At 48.2% G+C, this 19,143-nt stretch carries 17 protein-coding genes; 14 read left to right on the top strand and 3 right to left on the bottom strand.

The window, feature by feature from the left end; genetic code table 11:
* Positions 1-28: 28 nt before the first annotated feature.
* The 5 genes from GVJ32_RS00630 to rluB all read left to right on the top strand — a co-directional run bounded on the left by GVJ32_RS00630 (position 29) and on the right by rluB (position 4,040).
* Complete coding sequence (locus GVJ32_RS00630; RefSeq protein WP_159238127.1) at positions 29-868, top strand: PHP domain-containing protein; 840 nt, start codon at positions 29-31, stop codon at positions 866-868.
* A gap of 18 nt (positions 869-886) precedes the next feature.
* A complete protein-coding gene (locus GVJ32_RS00625; protein ID WP_159238126.1) occupies positions 887-1,516 on the top strand; it encodes an L-threonylcarbamoyladenylate synthase in 630 nt (209 codons plus the stop codon).
* A 132-nt stretch (positions 1,517-1,648) separates the two neighbouring features.
* Entirely contained in the window at positions 1,649-2,533 is an 885-nt protein-coding gene (locus tag GVJ32_RS00620) for a segregation and condensation protein A (protein ID WP_159238125.1), read from the top strand.
* Entirely contained in the window at positions 2,530-3,249 is a 720-nt protein-coding gene (gene scpB, locus GVJ32_RS00615; protein ID WP_159238124.1) for an SMC-Scp complex subunit ScpB, read from the top strand. Before GVJ32_RS00620 ends, scpB begins: the two co-directional genes overlap by 4 nt.
* On the top strand, positions 3,249-4,040 hold the full coding sequence (gene rluB, locus GVJ32_RS00610; RefSeq protein ID WP_159238123.1) for a 23S rRNA pseudouridine(2605) synthase RluB: 792 nt from the start codon (positions 3,249-3,251) through the stop codon (positions 4,038-4,040). Before scpB ends, rluB begins: the two co-directional genes overlap by 1 nt.
* Positions 4,041-4,115: 75 nt before the next feature.
* Here the strand turns inward: rluB and rmf are convergent, their stop codons facing one another.
* On the bottom strand, positions 4,116-4,319 hold the full coding sequence (gene rmf / locus GVJ32_RS00605) for a ribosome modulation factor (protein WP_159238122.1): 204 nt from the start codon (positions 4,317-4,319) through the stop codon (positions 4,116-4,118).
* A gap of 250 nt (positions 4,320-4,569) precedes the next feature.
* Between rmf and rlmKL the strand changes: the two genes are divergently transcribed.
* Positions 4,570-6,747 carry a bifunctional 23S rRNA (guanine(2069)-N(7))-methyltransferase RlmK/23S rRNA (guanine(2445)-N(2))-methyltransferase RlmL gene (rlmKL, locus tag GVJ32_RS00600; RefSeq protein ID WP_159238121.1) on the top strand — a complete coding sequence of 726 codons (2,178 nt, stop codon included), beginning with the start codon at positions 4,570-4,572 and terminating at the stop codon, positions 6,745-6,747.
* Positions 6,748-6,814: 67 nt separating this feature from the next.
* Here rlmKL and GVJ32_RS00595 read toward each other — a convergent pair whose 3' ends face one another.
* Both GVJ32_RS00595 and GVJ32_RS00590 read right to left on the bottom strand, forming a co-directional pair.
* A complete protein-coding gene (locus tag GVJ32_RS00595; RefSeq protein WP_103684599.1) occupies positions 6,815-7,021 on the bottom strand; it encodes a cold-shock protein in 207 nt (68 codons plus the stop codon).
* Between the two features lie 201 nt (positions 7,022-7,222).
* The gene (locus tag GVJ32_RS00590) at positions 7,223-9,370 is read right to left on the bottom strand and encodes a YgiQ family radical SAM protein (RefSeq protein WP_159238594.1); all 2,148 of its coding nucleotides are present in this window, start codon (positions 9,368-9,370) and stop codon (positions 7,223-7,225) included.
* A gap of 173 nt (positions 9,371-9,543) precedes the next feature.
* On the opposite strand from GVJ32_RS00590, the gene GVJ32_RS00585 reads away from it, so the two are divergent.
* The 8 genes from GVJ32_RS00585 (at position 9,544) to pstA (ending at position 19,100) form a co-directional block, all read left to right on the top strand.
* The gene (locus GVJ32_RS00585) at positions 9,544-10,017 is read left to right on the top strand and encodes an NfeD family protein (RefSeq protein ID WP_159238120.1); all 474 of its coding nucleotides are present in this window, start codon (positions 9,544-9,546) and stop codon (positions 10,015-10,017) included.
* Between the two features lie 43 nt (positions 10,018-10,060).
* Positions 10,061-10,906 (top strand): SPFH domain-containing protein, encoded by an 846-nt coding sequence (locus GVJ32_RS00580; RefSeq protein ID WP_159238119.1) that lies wholly within the window; start codon positions 10,061-10,063, stop codon positions 10,904-10,906.
* Between the two features lie 51 nt (positions 10,907-10,957).
* A complete protein-coding gene (purU, locus tag GVJ32_RS00575; protein WP_159238118.1) occupies positions 10,958-11,812 on the top strand; it encodes a formyltetrahydrofolate deformylase in 855 nt (284 codons plus the stop codon).
* Between the two features lie 85 nt (positions 11,813-11,897).
* Positions 11,898-12,605 carry a phosphate regulon transcriptional regulator PhoB gene (phoB, locus tag GVJ32_RS00570; RefSeq protein ID WP_159238117.1) on the top strand — a complete coding sequence of 236 codons (708 nt, stop codon included), beginning with the start codon at positions 11,898-11,900 and terminating at the stop codon, positions 12,603-12,605.
* Between the two features lie 13 nt (positions 12,606-12,618).
* Positions 12,619-13,920: a phosphate regulon sensor histidine kinase PhoR gene (gene phoR, locus GVJ32_RS00565; protein WP_159238116.1), complete on the top strand. Its 1,302-nt coding sequence runs from the start codon at positions 12,619-12,621 to the stop codon at positions 13,918-13,920.
* 94 nt (positions 13,921-14,014) lie between these two features.
* A complete protein-coding gene (locus GVJ32_RS00560) occupies positions 14,015-14,983 on the top strand; it encodes a PstS family phosphate ABC transporter substrate-binding protein (protein WP_159238115.1) in 969 nt (322 codons plus the stop codon).
* Between the two features lie 128 nt (positions 14,984-15,111).
* A complete protein-coding gene (locus tag GVJ32_RS00555; RefSeq protein ID WP_159238114.1) occupies positions 15,112-17,343 on the top strand; it encodes an ABC transporter permease subunit in 2,232 nt (743 codons plus the stop codon).
* Positions 17,344-17,399: 56 nt separating this feature from the next.
* Positions 17,400-19,100, top strand: a complete 1,701-nt coding sequence (gene pstA / locus GVJ32_RS00550; RefSeq protein WP_159238113.1) for a phosphate ABC transporter permease PstA — start codon at positions 17,400-17,402, stop codon at positions 19,098-19,100.
* The last annotated feature ends 43 nt before the right edge of the window (positions 19,101-19,143 follow it).

Below are 19,143 nucleotides of genomic sequence, written 5' to 3'. Positions count from 1 at the left end.
TCACCACTAGCCTCGAAGGGGATTTGGCGTGATTGTCGACTTACATACCCACACCACTGCCTCAGATGGCGGGTTAAGTCCCCATGAGCTGGTGCTACGTGCTCAGCAGTGTGGGGTGCAATTACTGGCGGTGACTGATCACGACACTATTGATGGCTATCGGGCGCTTGCCGAAATCGAGAGGGGTGAGCTAGAAATCATTGCCGGCATTGAACTGTCGTGCACGTGGTCTGGTGTGAACATCCACGTTCTTGGTTTGGGAATCGATGTGACTTGCCCGTATTTGCAATCGGAGTTGGCGGATCAGCGCAATGCGCGCGGTGAGCGGGCGCGAATCATTGGAGAGAGACTCGAAAAGCTGGGTTTTGATGGCAGTTACGAAGGTGCGGCGAATTTAGCCGAAGGGCGTGCCATCGGTCGCCCTGACTTTGCTCGGTTTATGGTTGCGGCGGGTTATGTCGATTCTATGGCAACTGCGTTTGATAAGTATTTGGGTGCGGGTAAGGTTGGCGATGTTAAAGCAATGTGGCCCTCTCTTGAGAGCGTAGTGGCATGGATAAAATCTGCGGGAGGTGTAGCTGTAATGGCGCACCCGCTACATTACAAACTGACGAACGCAAAATTGCGGCGTATGCTGGCAGAGTTTAAAGAGGCCGGCGGAGAAGGCATTGAAGTTTGTAACGGCCGGCCATCTGCGTCCGATCTGAATTATTTGAAGCAGCTGTGTAAAGATTTTGAGTTTGAGGCGTCGGCGGGGAGTGATTTTCACCAGCCGAGCAACTGGCTAGAGCTAGGCTGCGACGCCAAAGTTGTCGAGCCGTGTCGGCCAGTTTGGGCGCGTTGGCAGCGTGCGGAATCGTCTGTATAAGTTATTGGAGTAGTTGCATTGAGTCAGTTCTTTCAAATTCATCCAGAGAATCCTCAGGCCCGTCTGATTAAGCAGGCCGCAGATATTATTCGCGCTGGTGGAGTCGTCGCTTTTCCGACGGATTCCGCCTACGCACTAGGCTGTCATTTGGGTGATAAATCGGCCTTAGAGCGTGTGCGGATGATACGTCGGCTCGATGAAAAACATAATTTTACTTTAATGTGCAGCGACCTGTCTGAGCTTGGCACCTACGCCAAAGTAGATAACAGTGCCTTTCGATTACTTAAAGCTCATATTCCAGGGCCGTATACGTTTATTTTGCGTGCGACACCCGAGGTGCCTAAGCGTTTGCTGCATCCAAAACGCAAGAGTGTTGGCTTGCGAGTGCCGGCGAATCAGATCTGTTTAGACTTGATGGCCGAGCTTGGTGAGCCCTTAATGAGCGTGAGTTTAATCCTCCCGGGTGAAGAGCTGCCGATGACTGATCCCTACGATATTCGCGATACCATAGGGAATTTGGTAGATCTTGTGATTGACGGGGGTTATTGCGGTATGGAAGCGACGTCGATTGTGGATTTGGTGGATGATGTTCCCGTTGTGATACGTCGGGGCTTAGGCGATGTCAGTCAATTTGAGGATTCGCTGTGACCGGCGACAAGATCAACGTATAATCTCGCCCTTGGTAAATGATATCGTGAGATCTCAGTAACAGTGCAAGATGAAACGTCAGAAAAGCCCACTGCAGAGCAAGCTGGGGCAGCGTCGCTCGCGGAGCCGGATATGGCTTCGTCTGAAATAATGACGGGTCGTCTTGAGCCTGTGCCGGAAGGTGCCCTGGAAGCCATAGAGATCGTAAGTCTGAAGGCAATTCGGCAGCAGCCACAGCAAGGCGAAATGCCGTTTGCTGTTGTTCAGGGCAAGCCACTCACAGAAATTCCCAAAGACTTGTATATTCCACCAGAAGCACTTGAGGTATTTCTTGAGGCGTTTGAGGGGCCTCTCGACCTGCTTTTATACCTCATTAAGCGTCAAAACTTAGACATTCTTGAGATCAACGTTGCGCAGATTACTGAGCAGTATATGCAATACGTGAATATGATGAGTGCAATGCAGTTTGAGTTGGCGTCGGAATACCTGCTCATGGCGGCAATGCTGGCAGAGATTAAATCGCGGATGTTATTGCCGCGCTCCGCAGATGTGCTTGATGACGAAGAGGACCCGCGTGCCCAGCTTATTCGTCGCCTGCAGGAATACGAGCGATTTAAACAAGCAGCGGAGAATATCGACCAGTTGCCGCGGATGGGGCGAGATAACTACGCGGTGATTATCGAGCCGCCGCCAATGACTAAATTGCGTGCAGAACCCGATGTTGATTTAAAAGAATTACTTCTTGTGCTTGGAGAGGTGCTACGCCGCGCTGATCTATTCGAAAGCCATCAAATTCAGCGTGAAAAGCTTTCTACTCGCGAGCGTATGTCGCAGGTGTTGGCGGTATTGCGCTCAGATAGCTTTGTGCCATTTGTAACCTTGTTTAAGGCTGAGGAAGGACGTTTAGGCGTCGTAGTGACCTTTTTGGCTATTATGGAACTGATTAAAGAGTCATTGGTTGAAATTGTACAGTCAGAGGCCTTCGCGCCAATTCACGTAAAAGCGAAAGTTATATGATGCCGGATTTACAGCAATTAAAACGGATTATTGAAGCGGTCTTGATGGCAGTGGGGCGGCCTCTATCGCTGCAGCACATTGCAGAACTTTTTGACGCAGAAGAGCGGCCTACGACCGGCGATATTCAAGACGCGCTAAATGCCATCGGCCAAGACTGTGAAGGCAGAGGCTACGAGCTAAAAGTGGTTGCCAGTGGCTATCGTTTGCAGGTATCCGAAGACCTTGCCCCGTGGGTTGGGCGTTTGTGGGAAGAAAAGCCGCAACGGTACTCTCGAGCAATGTTGGAAACCCTAGCACTGATAGCCTACCGTCAGCCGATTACTCGCGGTGATATTGAAGACATTCGTGGTGTTGCGGTTAGCTCGCAAATTATTAAAACCATGTTAGAGCGTGAATGGGTTCGCGTAGTTGGTCATAAAGACGTACCAGGTCGGCCGGCCATGTACGCGACAACACGCAAGTTTTTAGATTATTTCAATTTACGTAATTTAGACGAGCTGCCAAGTCTGGCGGAAATCACTGATCTGGATACCCTAAATGGGGAGCTTGAGCTACATACCGGCGAATTTACTGCAGAAGACACTGTTGCTGAAGCTGATCAAACCCAAATTGACGCTGATGCGGACGTTGCGACTGACGCCGATGCAGATACCGAAATCGAATCAAATGGCGGCGACGTCTACGATCAAGACTACCCACCCGAGACCCACTTTTAATGATACAAACCGACGAAAAATTGCAAAAAGTACTGGCTCGCGCAGGATTGGGTTCTCGTAGAGAAATGGAAAAGGTCATTAGCGAAGGGCGCGTTCTTGTCGATGGCAGGGTGGCGACGCTGGGTGACCGTGTAGCTAGCGGTGTAAAAATACAGGTTGACGGTAAGCCTCTGCGACTCGATACCGCGGCTGCTAAACCTCGTATCTTGCTATACAACAAACCCGAAGGCGAAATTTGCAGCCGTAAAGATCCAGAAGGACGTCGCTCCGTCTTTGATCGGCTGCCGCGCTTGCAGGGCGAACGCTGGATTTCGGTTGGGCGTTTAGATTTTAATACCACAGGCTTATTGTTATTCACAACTGACGGCGATCTCGCCAATAAATTAATGCACCCATCAACCACCATTGAACGCGAATATTTGTGTCGCGTGATGGGGAATGCCAATGAAGACACGTTGAAGCGCTTAAAAGAAGGTGTGCAGCTTGAAGATGGTCTTGCACGTTTCACTGATATTGTTGATGGCGGTGGTGAGGGCATTAACCACTGGTATTACGTTGTTATCATGGAAGGTCGTAATCGTGAAGTACGCCGTTTATGGGAGTCTCAGGAGCTGCAGGTTAACCGGCTGAAGCGCGTACGCTACGGCACCGTGTTTATACCCTCTAAAGTAAAAGTAGGGCAGTGGACCGAGCTAGACGATAAAGAGATCGCAGGTGTGTATGGCATGGCAGAATTACAAGTGCCAACAACGGACACGCCGGCTGGTGGTCGAGGTCGCAGAACGCGTTAATTAAGTAATAGTATTAGCAAGATGAAAAAAGGCCCTAAGGGCCTTTTGTAGATAGTGTAATGTGCGATTACTTGGTCAATGAAACGCCTGTTTTTGAAGAGCCGTGGCGGTATTTATACCATCCCAGTGATCGGTGCGTCCTTCTCGCCAGCCTGACATCCACTCCTGCTTAAGTTGCTCTTGATTATGGGGACAATTGTCTTTTTGCCTACCGGAAATACCGGCTTGATAACCACGTTGAAATGCTCTTTCTGTCATGTCGCGTTTCTGTCTTCTCATAGGGCATTAGCCTCCACGTATTTAGTCAACATGTCGCTACGGTATCGCTTGGTCGCGCAACAACCGATTTTCTGTCACCATCGCGATGCGTCGTACCGCGACAGGAACCTCATGTAATCAAACTTTCATATACTTCGTCGAAGACCTATTACTTATAAGCATGCCCTGTTTTAGAAGTAAGCTGTCTAAGTGCGTAACTGTTTGTTAACTATATTAAAATTTTTTCTTACTAGTACTCGATAGAGGATTTATGAGTCAAACCTACCCTTATATTGCCACATGCCCTAAGGGCTTAGAGCAGCTCTTGGCTTCAGAAATCGCTACTTTGGGTGCCGAAGTGGGGCGTGAGAGCGTTGGGTCTATCAGTTTTGTTGCTAATGTCGCCACGGCGTATCGAATATGTTTGTGGTCGCGTTTAGCAAACCGCGTGCTGTTGGTGCTAACTGAGTATCGTGGTGAGAGTGCTGACGCGCTGTACGATGGCTTAAAAGGCATCGAATGGAGCGAACACTTATCAGCAACAAGTAAAATTACGGTTGATTTTAATGGCCAGTCTAACGATATTCGTAACACCCATTTTGGCGCGTTAAAAAGTAAAGACGCCATAGTCGATTATTTCCTCGCGAAGGGTTCGCAGCGGCCAAGTGTCGACAAGGATAATCCGGATGTGCGAGTTAATGTCCGTCTTCGCAAGGGCTATATTACCGTTGCGGTCGATTTGTCTGGCGAGAGTCTCCATCGTCGGGCCTATCGCAGTAGTGGCGCAATGGCTCCTTTAAAAGAAAATTTAGCCGCAGCACTATTGCTTCGGGCAGATTGGCCGGGAATGGCGAGTCGTGGTGGCGGGCTTATTGATCCGATGTGTGGATCTGGCACGCTGCTGATTGAAGCCGCCATGATGGCTATGCAAATTGCGCCAGGCTTACTTCGTCGTCGTTGGGGTTTTTTGGGGTGGCAAGGCCATGACCAAATAGCATGGGATAATCTTCTTGAAGAAGCACAGACTTTACGTACTAAATCGATGGCGCGAGATTGGCCAGAAATTCGTGGCTACGATGCCAATGGCAAAGTCGTGGCTCAGGCTGAGGAGAATATTGAGAATGCTGGTTTAGGGCGTTTTGTAAAAGTGTCGCGTCGCGAGCTGGCACAGTTGGCAATGCCAACCCACAGAACGCTACCGGAAGGGCTGTTAATTACAAATCCTCCCTACGGTGAGCGCTTGGGTGAGCAGGCGGAATTACTGCATTTATATCGCCACCTTGGTCAGGCCATGAAAGCCCACTTTGTGGGTTGGCAGGGCGCGATTTTTACGGGTAATGCAGATCTGGGCAAGCGTATGGGGGTGCGGAGCTATAAGCAATATCAGCTCCTGAACGGTACCATTCCCGCAAAATTACTGTTGTTCAATATTAATTCAGATGCTTTTGTTGTTGATAGAGATCAGGCTGCGGATCAGGGCAAGACTGCCGTGTCAGATGTGCCCTTAACTGCCGGTGGGCAGATGTTCGCCAACCGTCTACGTAAAAATATAAAACGCTTGAGTAAATGGAAAAATAAAAACGACATTGAATGTTACCGAGTCTACGACGCTGATATGCCTGAGTATTCGGTCGCTGTCGATTGCTATGGCGGCGCAGTACACATAGCGGAATATATGGCACCGGTAACGATTTCGGAAGAAGACGCCGAGCGCAGATTGCGAGAAGTGATTGAGGCGGTGAGTCAAGTGTTCTCAGTTTCTGCCGGTAATATTGCGATTAAAGAGCGCCGCCGCCAGCGCGGAAAAGATCAGTACCAGCGGCAGGCACCGCGTAATTCTTTTATGGAGCTAAAAGAAGGGCAGGCCAAAGTCTTGGTCAATCTTTTCGATTATCTTGATACCGGCTTGTTTTTAGATCATCGCCCAGTGCGTTTAGATATTGCGGCGCGGGCAAGGGGCAAGCGGTTTTTAAATTTGTTTAGTTATACCGGTGTTGCGTCAGTGCAGGCCGGTGTTGGCGGCGCACGTTTTACAACCTCTGTGGATATGTCCAAGACCTATTTGCAGTGGGCGCGACGGAATTTGTCTTTGAACGGACTCAGTGAATCTCGCCATAGAACCGAGCATGCAGATTGTCGCCGATGGCTAAAGGAATGCGAAGACCAATACGATCTAATTTTATTAGACCCGCCAACATTCTCTAACTCAAAACGCATGGATGACGTGTTGGATACTCAGCGTGATCATAGTGAATTAATTAATGACGCCATGCGCTGTTTGGCGCCGGATGGTGTCTTAATTTTCTCTACCAATAAACGTGATTTTATTCTCGATGAAAGTGTAGCGCAGAACTACAAAATTGAAGATAAAACTCGTTGGTCACTGGATGAAGATTTTTCTCGCGGTGGCAAGCCAATCCATTATTGCTGGTATCTTGAGCATAAATAGAAACTTGCGGGGGAGTCTTGCTGGAGGGATAAAAGCGGCGGCCACAGAGTGGGTCGCCGCTAGAAAATCATAGTACTGTAACGTTGGCGGCTTGTGGGCCTTTTTGACCAGTGGTTACATCAAATTCAACAGCTTGGCCTTCGGCCAGGGTTTTAAAACCAGAACCGCCGATGGCGCTGAAGTGAACAAAAACGTCTGGGCCAGAGTCTTGCTCAATAAAACCAAAGCCTTTAGTTTCGTTAAACCATTTTACTTTTCCAGTGCTTCTGGACATGTCTTGTACCTCGTTGCGTATTTGCCTTTTTTTGGTGCTTGAGCTGAGATAGGCAGGGACTTATGAAACAGAACGAGGTACTAAAATCGACGTCGTGGTGCTATATACATAAAACCAAGCTGCATCCGTAGCCAGCAAAACCATTATATACATAATCAAAAGCACGTTTGGAAGACTTTTGCACCCTAAAAGATGAATTTTTTATTTCGTTTTACGTGGTGGTAATCCGGTGTGTTGGGTAAGGATTCGCCGCCCTTTGCCGTGCTTTGGGGTCCAATTTACAGGTTGGCGTGGTGGCACCAAATGTTTTTTGCCATAACCAATGAGGTCTTTGCGGCCCATGCTAAGTAGTGAATCCCTGATGGAAGGCCAGCCTTCGGGGTCGTGATAACGCAAATAAGCTTTGTGTAAACGTCTTTGTTTCAAACCTTTGGCGCTAACAACATCTTCGCTAGTTCTGGACACTTTCTTAAGCGGGTTCTTCCCTGAGTAATACATGGCGGTGGCGTTGGCCATCGGCGAGGGATAAAAGGCCTGTACTTGATCGGCGCGGAAACCATTGCCTTTTAACCACATCGCCAGGTTCATCATGTCTTTGTCGCTGGTGCCAGGGTGCGCGGCAATAAAATAGGGGATTAAGTATTGCTCTTTACCCGCCAGCTTTGAGTACTTGTCGAACATCGCTTTGAACTTGTCATAGCTGCCCATACCCGGTTTCATCATTTTTGAAAGCGGGCCATCTTCGGAGTGTTCCGGCGCGATTTTTAAGTAGCCGCCAACATGGTGCGTAACCAGTTCTTTGACATACTCAGGTGTTTCAATCGCAAGGTCGTAGCGCAAGCCCGAGGCGATAAGGACTTTCTTAACGCCGTTTAAGGAGCGCACATCGCGATATAAATCAATGAGCGGTGTTTGATCTGTGTTGAGGCTTTTGCAGATGCCAGGGTAGACACAAGACAGCCTGCGACAGCGTTGTTCGATCTCGGTGCTTTTACAATTTAATCGCCACATATTAGCGGTAGGCCCGCCAAGATCCGAAATGACACCGGTAAATTCTGGGGTTTTGTCGCGGATTTTTTCAACTTCTTTCACGATGGATTCGTGTGAACGGCTTTGAATAATTCGGCCTTCATGTTCGGTAATTGAGCAAAAGCTACAGCCGCCGAAACAGCCGCGCATGATGTTCACTGAGAAGCGAATCATGTCGTAGGCGGGGATTTTGGCCTTGCCGTAAATAGGGTGAGGTTTGCGCTGGTAAGGTAGCTCAAACACCCAGTCTAGCTCTTCTGTGGTCAGCGGTATCGGCGGTGGGTTTAACCACACTTCTTGGTCGCCATGGCGCTGAACTAGCGCCCGGGCATTGCCGGGATTTGTTTCTAAGTGAAGAACGCGTGCGGCGTGCGCATAGTTTACAGGGTCGTTTTTAACGACCTCGTAATCAGGTAGGCGTATGACGGTTTTTGCCGCATCGGTGCCGGTTTTACGGGCTTGTAATGGATCGATAATTCTAACGGTTTGGATATCATCTGCGGGTTTCAGCTCCGCTTCATCCTCATTTTTCTTACAGCTTTCTGTTGCGCTGGTATCGACATAGGGGCTTGTAATTGGGTCGACCTTGCCAATTTGATCAACACTGGCAGAGTCGATGACAGTCCAGCCGGCGGGAATATCTCGGCGTACATAGGCTGTGCCACGTAAATCGGTAATCGTGTCGATTTGGTCACCGCGCCCCAGTCGGTGAGCGACGTCGATGATTGCTCGCTCGGCATTGCCGTATAGCAATAAGTCTGCGCGGGAGTCGAGTAGTACTGAGCGGCGCACTTTGTCGCTCCAGTAGTCGTAGTGAGCAATACGGCGAAGGCTGGCTTCGATAGAGCCAATAATAATCGGCGTGTCTTTATATGCTTCGCGACAGCGTTGGGAATAAACGATAACGGCGCGATCAGGCCGTTTACCACCTTCATTGTCAGGTGAATAAGCGTCGTCATGTCTCAGGCGTCGGTCTGCGGTATAGCGGTTGATCATGGAGTCCATATTGCCGGACGCCACCCCGAAAAACAGGTTGGGCTGCCCGAGCTTTTTGAATGGCTCCGCTGACTGCCAGTCTGGCTGCGAGATGATCCCCACCCGAAAGCCTTGTGCTTCTAAAACACGACCTATAACCGCCATGCCAAAGCTGGGGTGATCTACATAGGCGTCACCGGTCACAATAATGATGTCGCAGCTGTCCCAGCCCAGCGCATCCATCTCTTCTCGAGAGGTGGGAAGGTAGCCGGCGGTGCCGAAACATTCGGCCCAGTAGGGGCGATGACTAAATATGACCTTGGGTGTTTGCATAACTGATGACATGGGACTGACGCAGAATTCTGAATGAGCGAGCATTATACGTGATAATGTGGCTTCTTGCTGGTCAGAAAGGACTTCCATGAAAATATAAAATCTCATAGTAAGTGCTTGAATATTTTGATAAATAATTAGTAAATAGATGTCTTGTCGGCGGGCATTTTGTAAAGGGGCTCAAAATGGAGTGGTTAAACACCAATATAGCGTATTGGCACTGGATGGTTTTTGGCATGTTGCTGGTCGCTAGTGAGATTTTTATCCCCAGCTTTGTGATGATCTGGTTTGGCGCCAGTGGCATTGCGGTGGGCTTGATATTGGCCGCGATTGATATGCCGTTTAGTGTTCAATTGCTGGTATGGCTGATTATGTCGGTGATTGATTTGGCCATTTGGTTTAAGTTTGTTCACCCTAAAATGAAGAATAAAACTTTGTCTGGAATGTCCCGTGAGCAGGTCGTCGGGCAGGAGGCGATGGTGATTAAATTAGGGTCGGAGTTCGGGCACGGAACCCTTCGATTTTCAATACCGGTGTTGGGAAGTGATGAGTGGGAGTTTATTTGCCGCGATCCGGTATCGGTCGGCGACCGTGTTGCGGTCGAAGATATTTCAGGTAATTCGCTTATAGTAAAACACGCTATGGGACAGACACACTGATCCGTAATTAGCTTTAAAGACAACTCATTGAAGGAGATAGGCGATGGACGGCTTAGCAGTAGTGGCAGCATTAGCGATTTTGGTCGTGGTGACCTTGGCGAAAGGGGTGCGTACTGTGCCGCAGGGTTACAAGCATATTGTTCAGCGCTTGGGTAAGTATCACGTGACTTTAAACCCAGGTTTAAATTTTATTATTCCTTACATTGACGATGTTGCTTATAAACTTACCACCAAAGATATTGTGCTCGATATACCTTCACAAGAGGTCATCACCGAAGACAATGCCGTTATTATCGCTAACGCGGTTGCCTACATAAATATTGTGTCGCCAGAGAAGGCGGTTTACGGTGTCGAAGATTACATTTTCGCTATTCAGAATTTGGTCCAGACTGCCCTGCGTTCCATTGTCGGTGAAATGGCTTTGGACTCTGCACTTTCGTCACGGGATCAAATAAAGGCCAAATTGAAAGCAGCGATTTCTGATGATATTGCTGATTGGGGGATCACCCTCAAGACAGTAGAAATTCAAGACATTAATCCATCAATGACCATGCAGCAGGCGATGGAAGAGCAGGCCGCGGCTGAGCGGCAGCGCCGAGCGGCAGTAACTAAAGCAGAGGGTGAAAAGCAGGCTGCTATCCTCGAGGCCGATGGCCGTTTGGAGGCGTCGCGCCGCGACGCACAGGCGCAGGTAGTGCTCGCTAAAGCGAGTGGTGCGGCTATCACCTTGGTGTCTGAAGCCGTTGGCGATCAAGACTTGCCGGTACTGTATTTGTTGGGTGAAAAGTACGCAGATGCCTTGGTTAAACTGTCAACGTCAAACAACGCAAAAACAGTGGTATTACCGGCGGATTTGCCGCAGGCGCTGCGCGGTATTTTAAATAAGTGATCGTGCTGACAGGTGTTCGCACGTTTAAGATTTTAAGGTAGTAGAGAGTCCATGGATCATACATATCGTTTGGTAATCAGTTGTCCCGATCGGGTGGGTATTGTGGCCCGGGTTAGCCAATTTGTCGCCGACCAGGGCGGATGGCTGACTGAGGCCAATTATCATGCAGACGCAGAAAATAATTGGTTCTTTATGCGTAATGAAATTCGAGCTGATTCCCTACGCATGGGGGCTGAAGCTTGCCGAGCTGCCTTTGCGCCGATTGCCGAAGAATATGGGATGCAGTGGGAGTTGGTCGATTCGTCGGTGAAGCGCAAGGTGGTGATTCTTGCCAGTCATGCATCGCATTGTATTGCAGACATTTTACATCGCTGGCATAGCGGCGAGCTGGATTGTGATATTCCCTGTGTTATTTCTAACCACGAAAATCTGCGCAGTATGGTGGAATGGCACGGTATTCCCTTTGAATACGTAGCGATAGACCCAGCAAATAAGGCGCCTTCACACGCTCGTATCATGGATCTGACGGGGGAATATCAGGCTGATTGCGTGGTGCTAGCGCGTTATATGCAAATTATTCAACCAGAATTTTGCCGCGCATATACGGGTAAAATGATAAATATTCATCACAGTTTCTTACCCTCATTTATTGGCGCCAATCCTTACCAAAAGGCCTTCGATCGCGGCGTAAAGCTAATTGGTGCAACTAGCCACTATGTGACAGAGCAGCTTGATGAAGGGCCGATTATCGAACAGGATGTCATCAGAGTGTCACACCGGCATAGCAAAGATGACTTAGTTCGTTTGGGTAAAGATGTTGAAAAATCAGTGCTGGCACGGGCATTGCGAAATCACTTAGAAGATCGTGTTCTGGTTCTCGGAAATAAGACGGTAGTGTTTGATTAAGTTACAAAAATTCGTTTTGTCATAAAATTGTCACCAAATGTCGTTTTAATGCTGCTTACGAAACTTGTTTAAAAAGGGTAGAGGGATGACTGCAACGACCATACTGATTGTCGACGACGAGGCCGCAATACGGGAAATGATCCGTGTTGGCTTGGAGCTTGCCGGCTACGAGTGTCTGGAGGCGAGTAATGCACAAGATGCTCACGGTATTATCGTGGATCAGCGCCCAGATCTAGTGTTGCTGGATTGGATGATGCCCGTCACCAGCGGCATAGAATTATTACGCCGTCTGCGCAGAGATGAGGTCACCCGCGATCTGCTCGTGATCATGCTCACCGCAAAAGACGATGAAGATAACCGTGTTCAAGGTTTAGATGTGGGTGCAGACGACTACATTACCAAGCCGTTTTCGTCGCGTGAATTAATGGCTCGCATTAAAGCCATCATGCGTCGCTCAAGCAATCGTGAACAAGAAGAAAGTATTGAGGTTGGCGGTTTAAAATTAGACCCTGCTAGCCACCGCGTATTTGTCGACACCCAGCCGCTAGACATGGGGCCGACTGAGTTTAAATTACTAAAATTTTTCATGACCCATCAAGAGCGAGCCTACAGTCGTGGTCAGTTACTAGATCAGGTTTGGGGCAGCAATGTCTATGTTGAAGAACGCACCGTAGACGTGCATATTCGCCGCCTTCGCAAAGCCCTGCAAACCGATCAGCGTGACTGCGGTTTACTCATTCAAACCGTTCGCGGTACTGGCTATCGCTTTTCCACTACAGGTGTCTGCGCCTAGCGCAAAATAATTAATGCGCTACTACAGCTGGAAAACGGAATTATTGCGCATCAGCTTACCGCTTACCTTGGTGGCAGGTGCTTGCGCAATTTTTGATTTGGGAATTTGGCCTTTATTTGCCGCGTCACTATTGGCATGTGCATGGTTATTGAGAAACCTGCAGCATTTGTCAGATTGGTTATACAGTGGTGTAGATAATGAGCCGCCAGAGGCATTGGGTATGTGGGGGCAGGTTTTTGATGTCATTTATGACATGCAGCGTGACACGACACAGAATACAAAAAAATTGCAGGCAATGATCGATTACCTTCACTCTTCATTTGCCTCAATGTCAGATGCGGTGGTGATGTTAGACCCGCTAGGTAATATTGAATGGTGTAATGCCTCTGCGCATGATTTGTTAGGTCTACGCGAATCTGATGACACCGGTCGACAACTGATTAACCTGATCCGTAGTCCCGCGTTTGTACGCTATTTTGATGCAGAGCATTACCAAGCGCCGTTGGAAATGCCTTCGCCGGTGAATAGCGGCTTAAGTCTAAGTATTAGTGTGAGCTTCTTCGGTCAGCGTAACCGCTTGCTGTTTGCTCGAGATGTAACCAGAACTCACCGTTTAGAGAAAATGCGTAAGGATTTTGTTGCCAATGTATCCCACGAATTGCGCACCCCATTGACGGTGATTAACGGTTACCTAGAAACATTTTCAGAGCACGGCGGTGAAAATCCTCGCTGGGATCGGGCGGTTAGCCAGATGCTGCAACAGTCGCGTCGCATGCATATGTTGATTCAAGATTTAATGCTGTTGTCTCGCCTAGAAGCGGTACCGAAGGCGAGTGAAGATACGGTTATTCGGCTGCGTCCGCTGATGGAAATGATTCGAGAGGAGTGCGGTTCGGCAGCAAAGGGCACACGGCACATCGTTATTGAATGTGACGATAAGATTGCCGTTAGTGGAAATGCAAACGAATTGCGTAGTGCCTTTTCCAATCTTGCCATCAATGCTGCGCGTTATACTGCCGATGATGACACCATCACCCTGCGTTGGTATCACGATGACGTCCACGCTTATTTTGAAGTTGAAGATACGGGTATTGGTATTGAACCCCAATATATCCCGCGTTTAACTGAGCGTTTTTACCGAGTTGATCAAAGTCGTTCTCTAGATACCGGAGGGACAGGGCTTGGTTTGGCCATTGTTAAACACGTTTTAATCAGGCATCGCGCAGAATTGCGTATTCGTAGTGTGCCGAATAAGGGCAGTGTATTTGCCTGTGTATTCCCCCGTTCAGCGGCCGTTGTTGTTACACCAGCTTAGCGGCTGAATTATTCTTATCATCTGTCACAAAGTTGTCATAATTGCTCTATAAAGTGGCTGCGTTGGTGTTATTAATTGGCTTGGGAGTAGGTTTGTGAACATTAAACACTATGTAGCGGGAACCGTTGTTGCTTTGTCTTCTATGGTTTCTTTTGCGGTAACCGAAGTTGACGCTGATTTGCCGGAGTACGCGAGTGCGTCAGGTGTTTCAGGTAATTTGTCTAGCGTTGGTTCAGATACATTGGCAAACCTGATGACATTGTGGAGTGAGGATTTCAAACGAATCTATCCTAATGTCAATATTCAGATTCAAGCAGCGGGTTCATCTACTGCGCCACCAGCTTTAACCGAAGGGACATCAAACATCGGGCCAATGAGCCGGAAGATGAAAGACAAAGAAATAGAAGCCTTTGAAACAAAATACGGCTACAAACCAACCGCGGTTCCGGTGGCTATCGATGCGCTGGCGGTATTTGTCCACAAAGACAACCCCATTAGCGGTATGACCATCGGCCAGGTAGACGCGGTGTTTTCTAGTACTCATAAATGCGGCCACGCCGATAGCGCAGAAACATGGGGCGCCTTAGGTATGGATGGTGCGTGGGCAGCTCGCGACATTCAGATGTTTGGTCGTAATTCAGTATCAGGCACATACGGCTACTTCAAAGAAGAGGCTTTGTGCAAAGGCGACTTTAAAAATGGTGTGAATGAGCAGCCTGGCTCGGCGTCTGTTGTACAGTCGGTTTCGACCTCTATTAATGGCATTGGCTACTCGGGTATTGGTTATAAAACCTCTAGTGTAAGGGCGGTTCCGTTGGCTAAAGATGGTAAGAGTGGTTTTGTAGAAGCGACGGCTGAAAACGCCACTGCTGGTACTTACCCGCTATCACGCTTTTTGTATGTTTACGTGAATAAAGCGCCTAATAAGCCTTTGGCACCACTAGAGCGTGAATTTATAAAGTTAGTTCTTTCCAAGCAAGGCCAAGAGGTTGTTGTTAAAGATGGCTATATTCCCTTACCTGCAAATGTTGTTGAGAAAATTAGAGCAAAACTAGCGCTTTGATCGGTGTCTTAGATAATTGAATTAAATGCCGCAGCAGTGATGCGGCATTTTTTTTGACTTATAAGCCTGTCATTAAATTGTAATAAAAATGTCATATCGTGTTTGTGAGTTTTTAGAGAGCAGAAGAAATGAGTCAATCTGAGGTACGAGCTACCGCTTCCGCCTATCGTAAATGGCGTCAAATCAAAGACGGCATAGCAACAGCGACGATTACCGCCGGCGGTATCAGCGTATTGTTTGCGATCCTGTTGATATTTTTCTATTTGCTATACGAAATCATGCCATTGTTTCAGTCTGCGTCCATTAAGGCTGATTCGCAATTTAAAACGACAACTCCCGCCGCGGCGCTATACCTCGCGATGGAGGAGCAGGCGGAAGTTGGTTTTAGGTTGGCGCGCGACGGCGAGGCGGCATTTTTTCAGCTTAGCGATGGCACTTTGCTGACGGAAACACAATTACCTTTAGATGGCGCAGATATTCTCAGCTTCGCACTTGAATCAGAAGAAAGTCGATTATTTGCGCTGGGTCTCACCGATGGCAAAGTGCTGATTGCCAAACATGATTACCGCAGCAGCTATCCAAATGATAAGCGGGTAATTACACCAGAATTACGCTTCCCCTATGGTGATAAGGCATTTTTGCTTTCGGAAGGGCGAGCACTACAGCAGGTGGCCATTAGCGACAGCGATGACGCCTTGCTGATTATTGCGGTGAGCGACGGAAATTTACTGGGGCGCCGCTGGGTTAAAGAAGAGGATTTTCTCAGCGAAGAAGTGACCTTAAGTGAAGAAGATGTATTGCTACCGAGTTTGGATATCGTTCCGAATCGAGTGCTAATAGGCCCAGGCCAGCAGTGGTTGTATGTGCTAGCCGCTGACGGTGGCTTTCGTTTAATTGACCTGAAAGAGCAAACAATTGCGGATCGTGGTTATTTGTTTGATAACGGCAAATTGAGCCAAGCCAGATTTTTATTAGGCGGTATCTCTTTGTTGGTCGCGAGCGATCACGGTTCAGTTGGACAGTGGTTTGTGGTTAGGGATAAAGAGCGAGATTCGGGTTATAAACTTCAAGCGATTCGGGATTTCGATATTCCAAGTGGGGGTAGTGCGGGGATAGTTACTGAACACCGTCGCAAAGGTTTCGCCAGTATAAATAGCGAAGGCCAATTAGATTTATTTTATACCACCTCTCATCGACGCTTATTGCGTAAAGACCTGAACGTTGGTCAGGTCAGTATGATGGCAATATCGCCCCGTGCAGACAAGCTGCTCGTCGAAAATGCCGATGGCGGTTTGGCGAGTTTTACACTGCATAACGAGCATCCAGAATTGTCGTGGTCTGCCCTGTGGAGCAAGGTTTGGTATGAAAGCTATCCCGAGCCCGACTATGTTTGGCAGTCTTCGGCATCTAGCAATGACTTTGAAGCAAAATATAGTTTTGCACCGCTAGCCTTTGGTACGTTGAAGGCGGCGTTTTATGCCATGCTCATTGCCGCACCACTGGCAATTTGCGGTGCTATTTATACCGCCTATTTTATGGCGCCGGCACTGCGCAGAAAAACCAAGCCTCTTATTGAATTAATGGAAGCCCTGCCGACGGTTATTCTCGGGTTTTTGGCCGGTCTTTGGTTGGCGCCGTTTATTGAAAAGAACCTGCCCGCAATATTTTCGCTCTTCGTATTATTGCCGGTAGGTATTTTATTGTTTGCATGGCTGTGGTCTCAACTGCCATCGACAGTCCGTCGTTTTATCCCTGACGGCTGGCATCCCGTATTGCTGGTTCCTGTTGTTCTTACTGTTGTCATTGGCTGCGTCGAAATGAGCGCACCGATAGAGCGTTTATTTTTTGACGGCGATATGCGTGCATGGTTAACGAATGATATCGGCGTGTCCTTCGATCAACGCAATGCCTTGGTGGTCGGTATTGCTATGGGCTTTGCCGTTATACCGACGATTTTCTCCATCGCCGAAGATGCTATTTTCTCAGTGCCCAAGCACCTTAGTTATGGTTCTTTGGCCTTGGGAGCAACGCCGTGGCAAAGTCTTGTTGGTGTGGTGATGCCTACCGCTAGCCCCGGTATTTTCTCTGCGTTGATGATTGGTATGGGGCGAGCAGTCGGTGAAACCATGATTGTATTAATGGCGACAGGAAATACACCGATTATGGACGCCAATATTTTTGAAGGTATGCGTACCTTAGCGGCGAATATCGCCGTTGAAATCGGAGAAACTGAAGTCGATAGTTCGCATTACAGAGTATTGTTCTTGGCGGCTTTTGTATTATTCATGTTCACATTTGTGGTCAATACCATTGCGGAAACAGTGCGCCAACGTCTGCGTATGCGTTACGGAAATCTTTGATTTGTTATTGCAAAATTTGCTGGTGAGCCAGAGCAAGAGATACGGGAAATTAAGTCATGTCATTGCACGATGATAACAAGCAAGGCTTTATAGAGTGGTGTAAGCGCGGCGAGCCAATGATTTGGATGAATGCCGCTGCAGTAACAGTAAGCACATTGGCAGTTATCGGCTTGCTGATATTGTTGGCTGTTCGCGGCTTTGGGCATTTTTGGCCCGCTGCCGTAATGGAAGCCCAGTATGCTTTACCCAGTGAAGAAAGCGTTACTGTACTTGCGGAGCGTGTCGAATCTGAGGCTGTGCCCATTGAGCAACTGCTGAGTGCGGGATTTAAAATTGATACCGATGATGCCTTTGTTGATCGCGAGCTGGTTAAGCTCGGTAACCGAGATGTTGGTGGCGCTGACTTTAAGTGGGTGATCAGTCGCTACTTGAATGACGTAAATTATCCTAAAGACGCGGTAGTTATTGAGCGTCGCGAATGGGGCAATTTTTACGGTTACCTACAATCGGTAAAAGAACAGGGTAATGTCGTTGCTAGCATTGAGGACGGGCGAGCTTGGGATGAGTTTCAGTCTCGAGTGCTTCGTGCCAATGAGATCCATGAAAAAATTAAGAAAATTGAGAAAAAAGATATCGGTGCGATAAATTATCGCCTTGAAAAATTGCGTCTAAAATCCCGTGGTTTGGAAATAAACACCTCAATGGCTGAGGCGAGACGTGAACAGGTACTAGCCGACTTGGCGGCCGAGCGCGCTGAGTTAGATGCGAAATATAAAGTTTTGCAAAGTGAACTTGCAGATTTGTATCAGCAATGGCACCGCGATAGCTTTACTATGAAAACGGCCTCTGGTCAGATCAAAGACCAGCGAATTGCCACCGTTGTCCAAGCCTATCGACCAAACGGTATGAGCCTAGTACAGAAAATAGGTTTTTATTTTGTGAAGTTCGGTGAGTTTTTGACCGATGAACCTCGTGAAGCTAATACAGAAGGCGGCATCTTCCCCGCGATTTTTGGTACCGTCATTATGGTGCTAATCATGTCGGTATTGGTAACCCCGTTTGGTGTGGTGGCGGCAGTGTATTTGCGTGAATACGCCAAGCAGGGTGTGATGACCCGTATTGTGCGTATTGCGGTGAACAATTTGGCGGGGGTTCCTTCAATTGTTTACGGTGTGTTTGGTTTAGGTTTTTTCATCTATTTCCTTGGTTCAGAAATGGATAAGGCATTTTTCCCTGAGGCATTGCCGGCACCAACTTTTGGTACGCCTGGATTGCTATGGGCATCGGTGACGCTGGCCTTATTAACCTTGCCGGTTGTTATTGTGGCAACCGAGGAAGGTTTGGCGCGTATTCCGCGTAATTTACGTGAAGGTAGTTTGGCCTTAGGTGCAACTAAGGCCGAGACCCTGTGGCGTGTGGTAATACCGATGGCGAGTCCCGCAATGATGACAGGCCTGATACTCGCCGTTGCGCGAGCGGCGGGTGAAGTTGCGCCATTGATGTTGGTTGGTGTTGTTAAGTTAGCGCCATCCTTACCGGTTGATGGTAATTTCCCTTACTTTCATTTAGATCAGAAATTTATGCATTTGGGTTTTCATATTTATGATGTTGGTTTCCAAAGTCCAAATGTTGAAGCGGCAAGGCCCTTGGTATATGCCACGGCTTTGTTATTAGTCGTTATCATCGCCTTACTGAATTTAAGTGCGGTGGCCTTGCGCAATCATTTGCGTGAGAAATATAAATCACTGGAAATGTAAGCGTGAATGACGTGAACGAGAAGGCGGCGAATTTTATGACAAG

The organism is Zhongshania aliphaticivorans, assembly GCF_902705855.1.
GTDB lineage: Bacteria > Pseudomonadota > Gammaproteobacteria > Pseudomonadales > Spongiibacteraceae > Spongiibacter > Spongiibacter aliphaticivorans_B.
This window is presented reverse-complemented; position numbering and strand designations above follow the sequence as displayed.

What these genes read in the sequence shown, in the direction of transcription:
- GVJ32_RS00620 (WP_159238125.1), top strand. Translation starts at nt 1,649, where the DNA reads ATGGCTTCGTCTGAAATAATGACGGGTCGTCTTGAGCCTGTGCCGGAA.
- scpB (WP_159238124.1), top strand. Translation starts at nt 2,530, where the DNA reads ATGATGCCGGATTTACAGCAATTAAAACGGATTATTGAAGCGGTCTTG.
- rluB (WP_159238123.1), top strand. Translation starts at nt 3,249, where the DNA reads ATGATACAAACCGACGAAAAATTGCAAAAAGTACTGGCTCGCGCAGGA.
- rmf (WP_159238122.1), bottom strand. Translation starts at nt 4,319, where the DNA reads ATGAGAAGACAGAAACGCGACATGACAGAAAGAGCATTTCAACGTGGT.
- rlmKL (WP_159238121.1), top strand. Translation starts at nt 4,570, where the DNA reads ATGAGTCAAACCTACCCTTATATTGCCACATGCCCTAAGGGCTTAGAG.
- GVJ32_RS00595 (WP_103684599.1), bottom strand. Translation starts at nt 7,021, where the DNA reads ATGTCCAGAAGCACTGGAAAAGTAAAATGGTTTAACGAAACTAAAGGC.
- GVJ32_RS00590 (WP_159238594.1), bottom strand. Translation starts at nt 9,370, where the DNA reads ATGTCATCAGTTATGCAAACACCCAAGGTCATATTTAGTCATCGCCCC.
- GVJ32_RS00585 (WP_159238120.1), top strand. Translation starts at nt 9,544, where the DNA reads ATGGAGTGGTTAAACACCAATATAGCGTATTGGCACTGGATGGTTTTT.
- GVJ32_RS00580 (WP_159238119.1), top strand. Translation starts at nt 10,061, where the DNA reads ATGGACGGCTTAGCAGTAGTGGCAGCATTAGCGATTTTGGTCGTGGTG.
- purU (WP_159238118.1), top strand. Translation starts at nt 10,958, where the DNA reads ATGGATCATACATATCGTTTGGTAATCAGTTGTCCCGATCGGGTGGGT.
- phoB (WP_159238117.1), top strand. Translation starts at nt 11,898, where the DNA reads ATGACTGCAACGACCATACTGATTGTCGACGACGAGGCCGCAATACGG.
- phoR (WP_159238116.1), top strand. Translation starts at nt 12,619, where the DNA reads ATGCGCTACTACAGCTGGAAAACGGAATTATTGCGCATCAGCTTACCG.
- GVJ32_RS00555 (WP_159238114.1), top strand. Translation starts at nt 15,112, where the DNA reads ATGAGTCAATCTGAGGTACGAGCTACCGCTTCCGCCTATCGTAAATGG.
- pstA (WP_159238113.1), top strand. Translation starts at nt 17,400, where the DNA reads ATGTCATTGCACGATGATAACAAGCAAGGCTTTATAGAGTGGTGTAAG.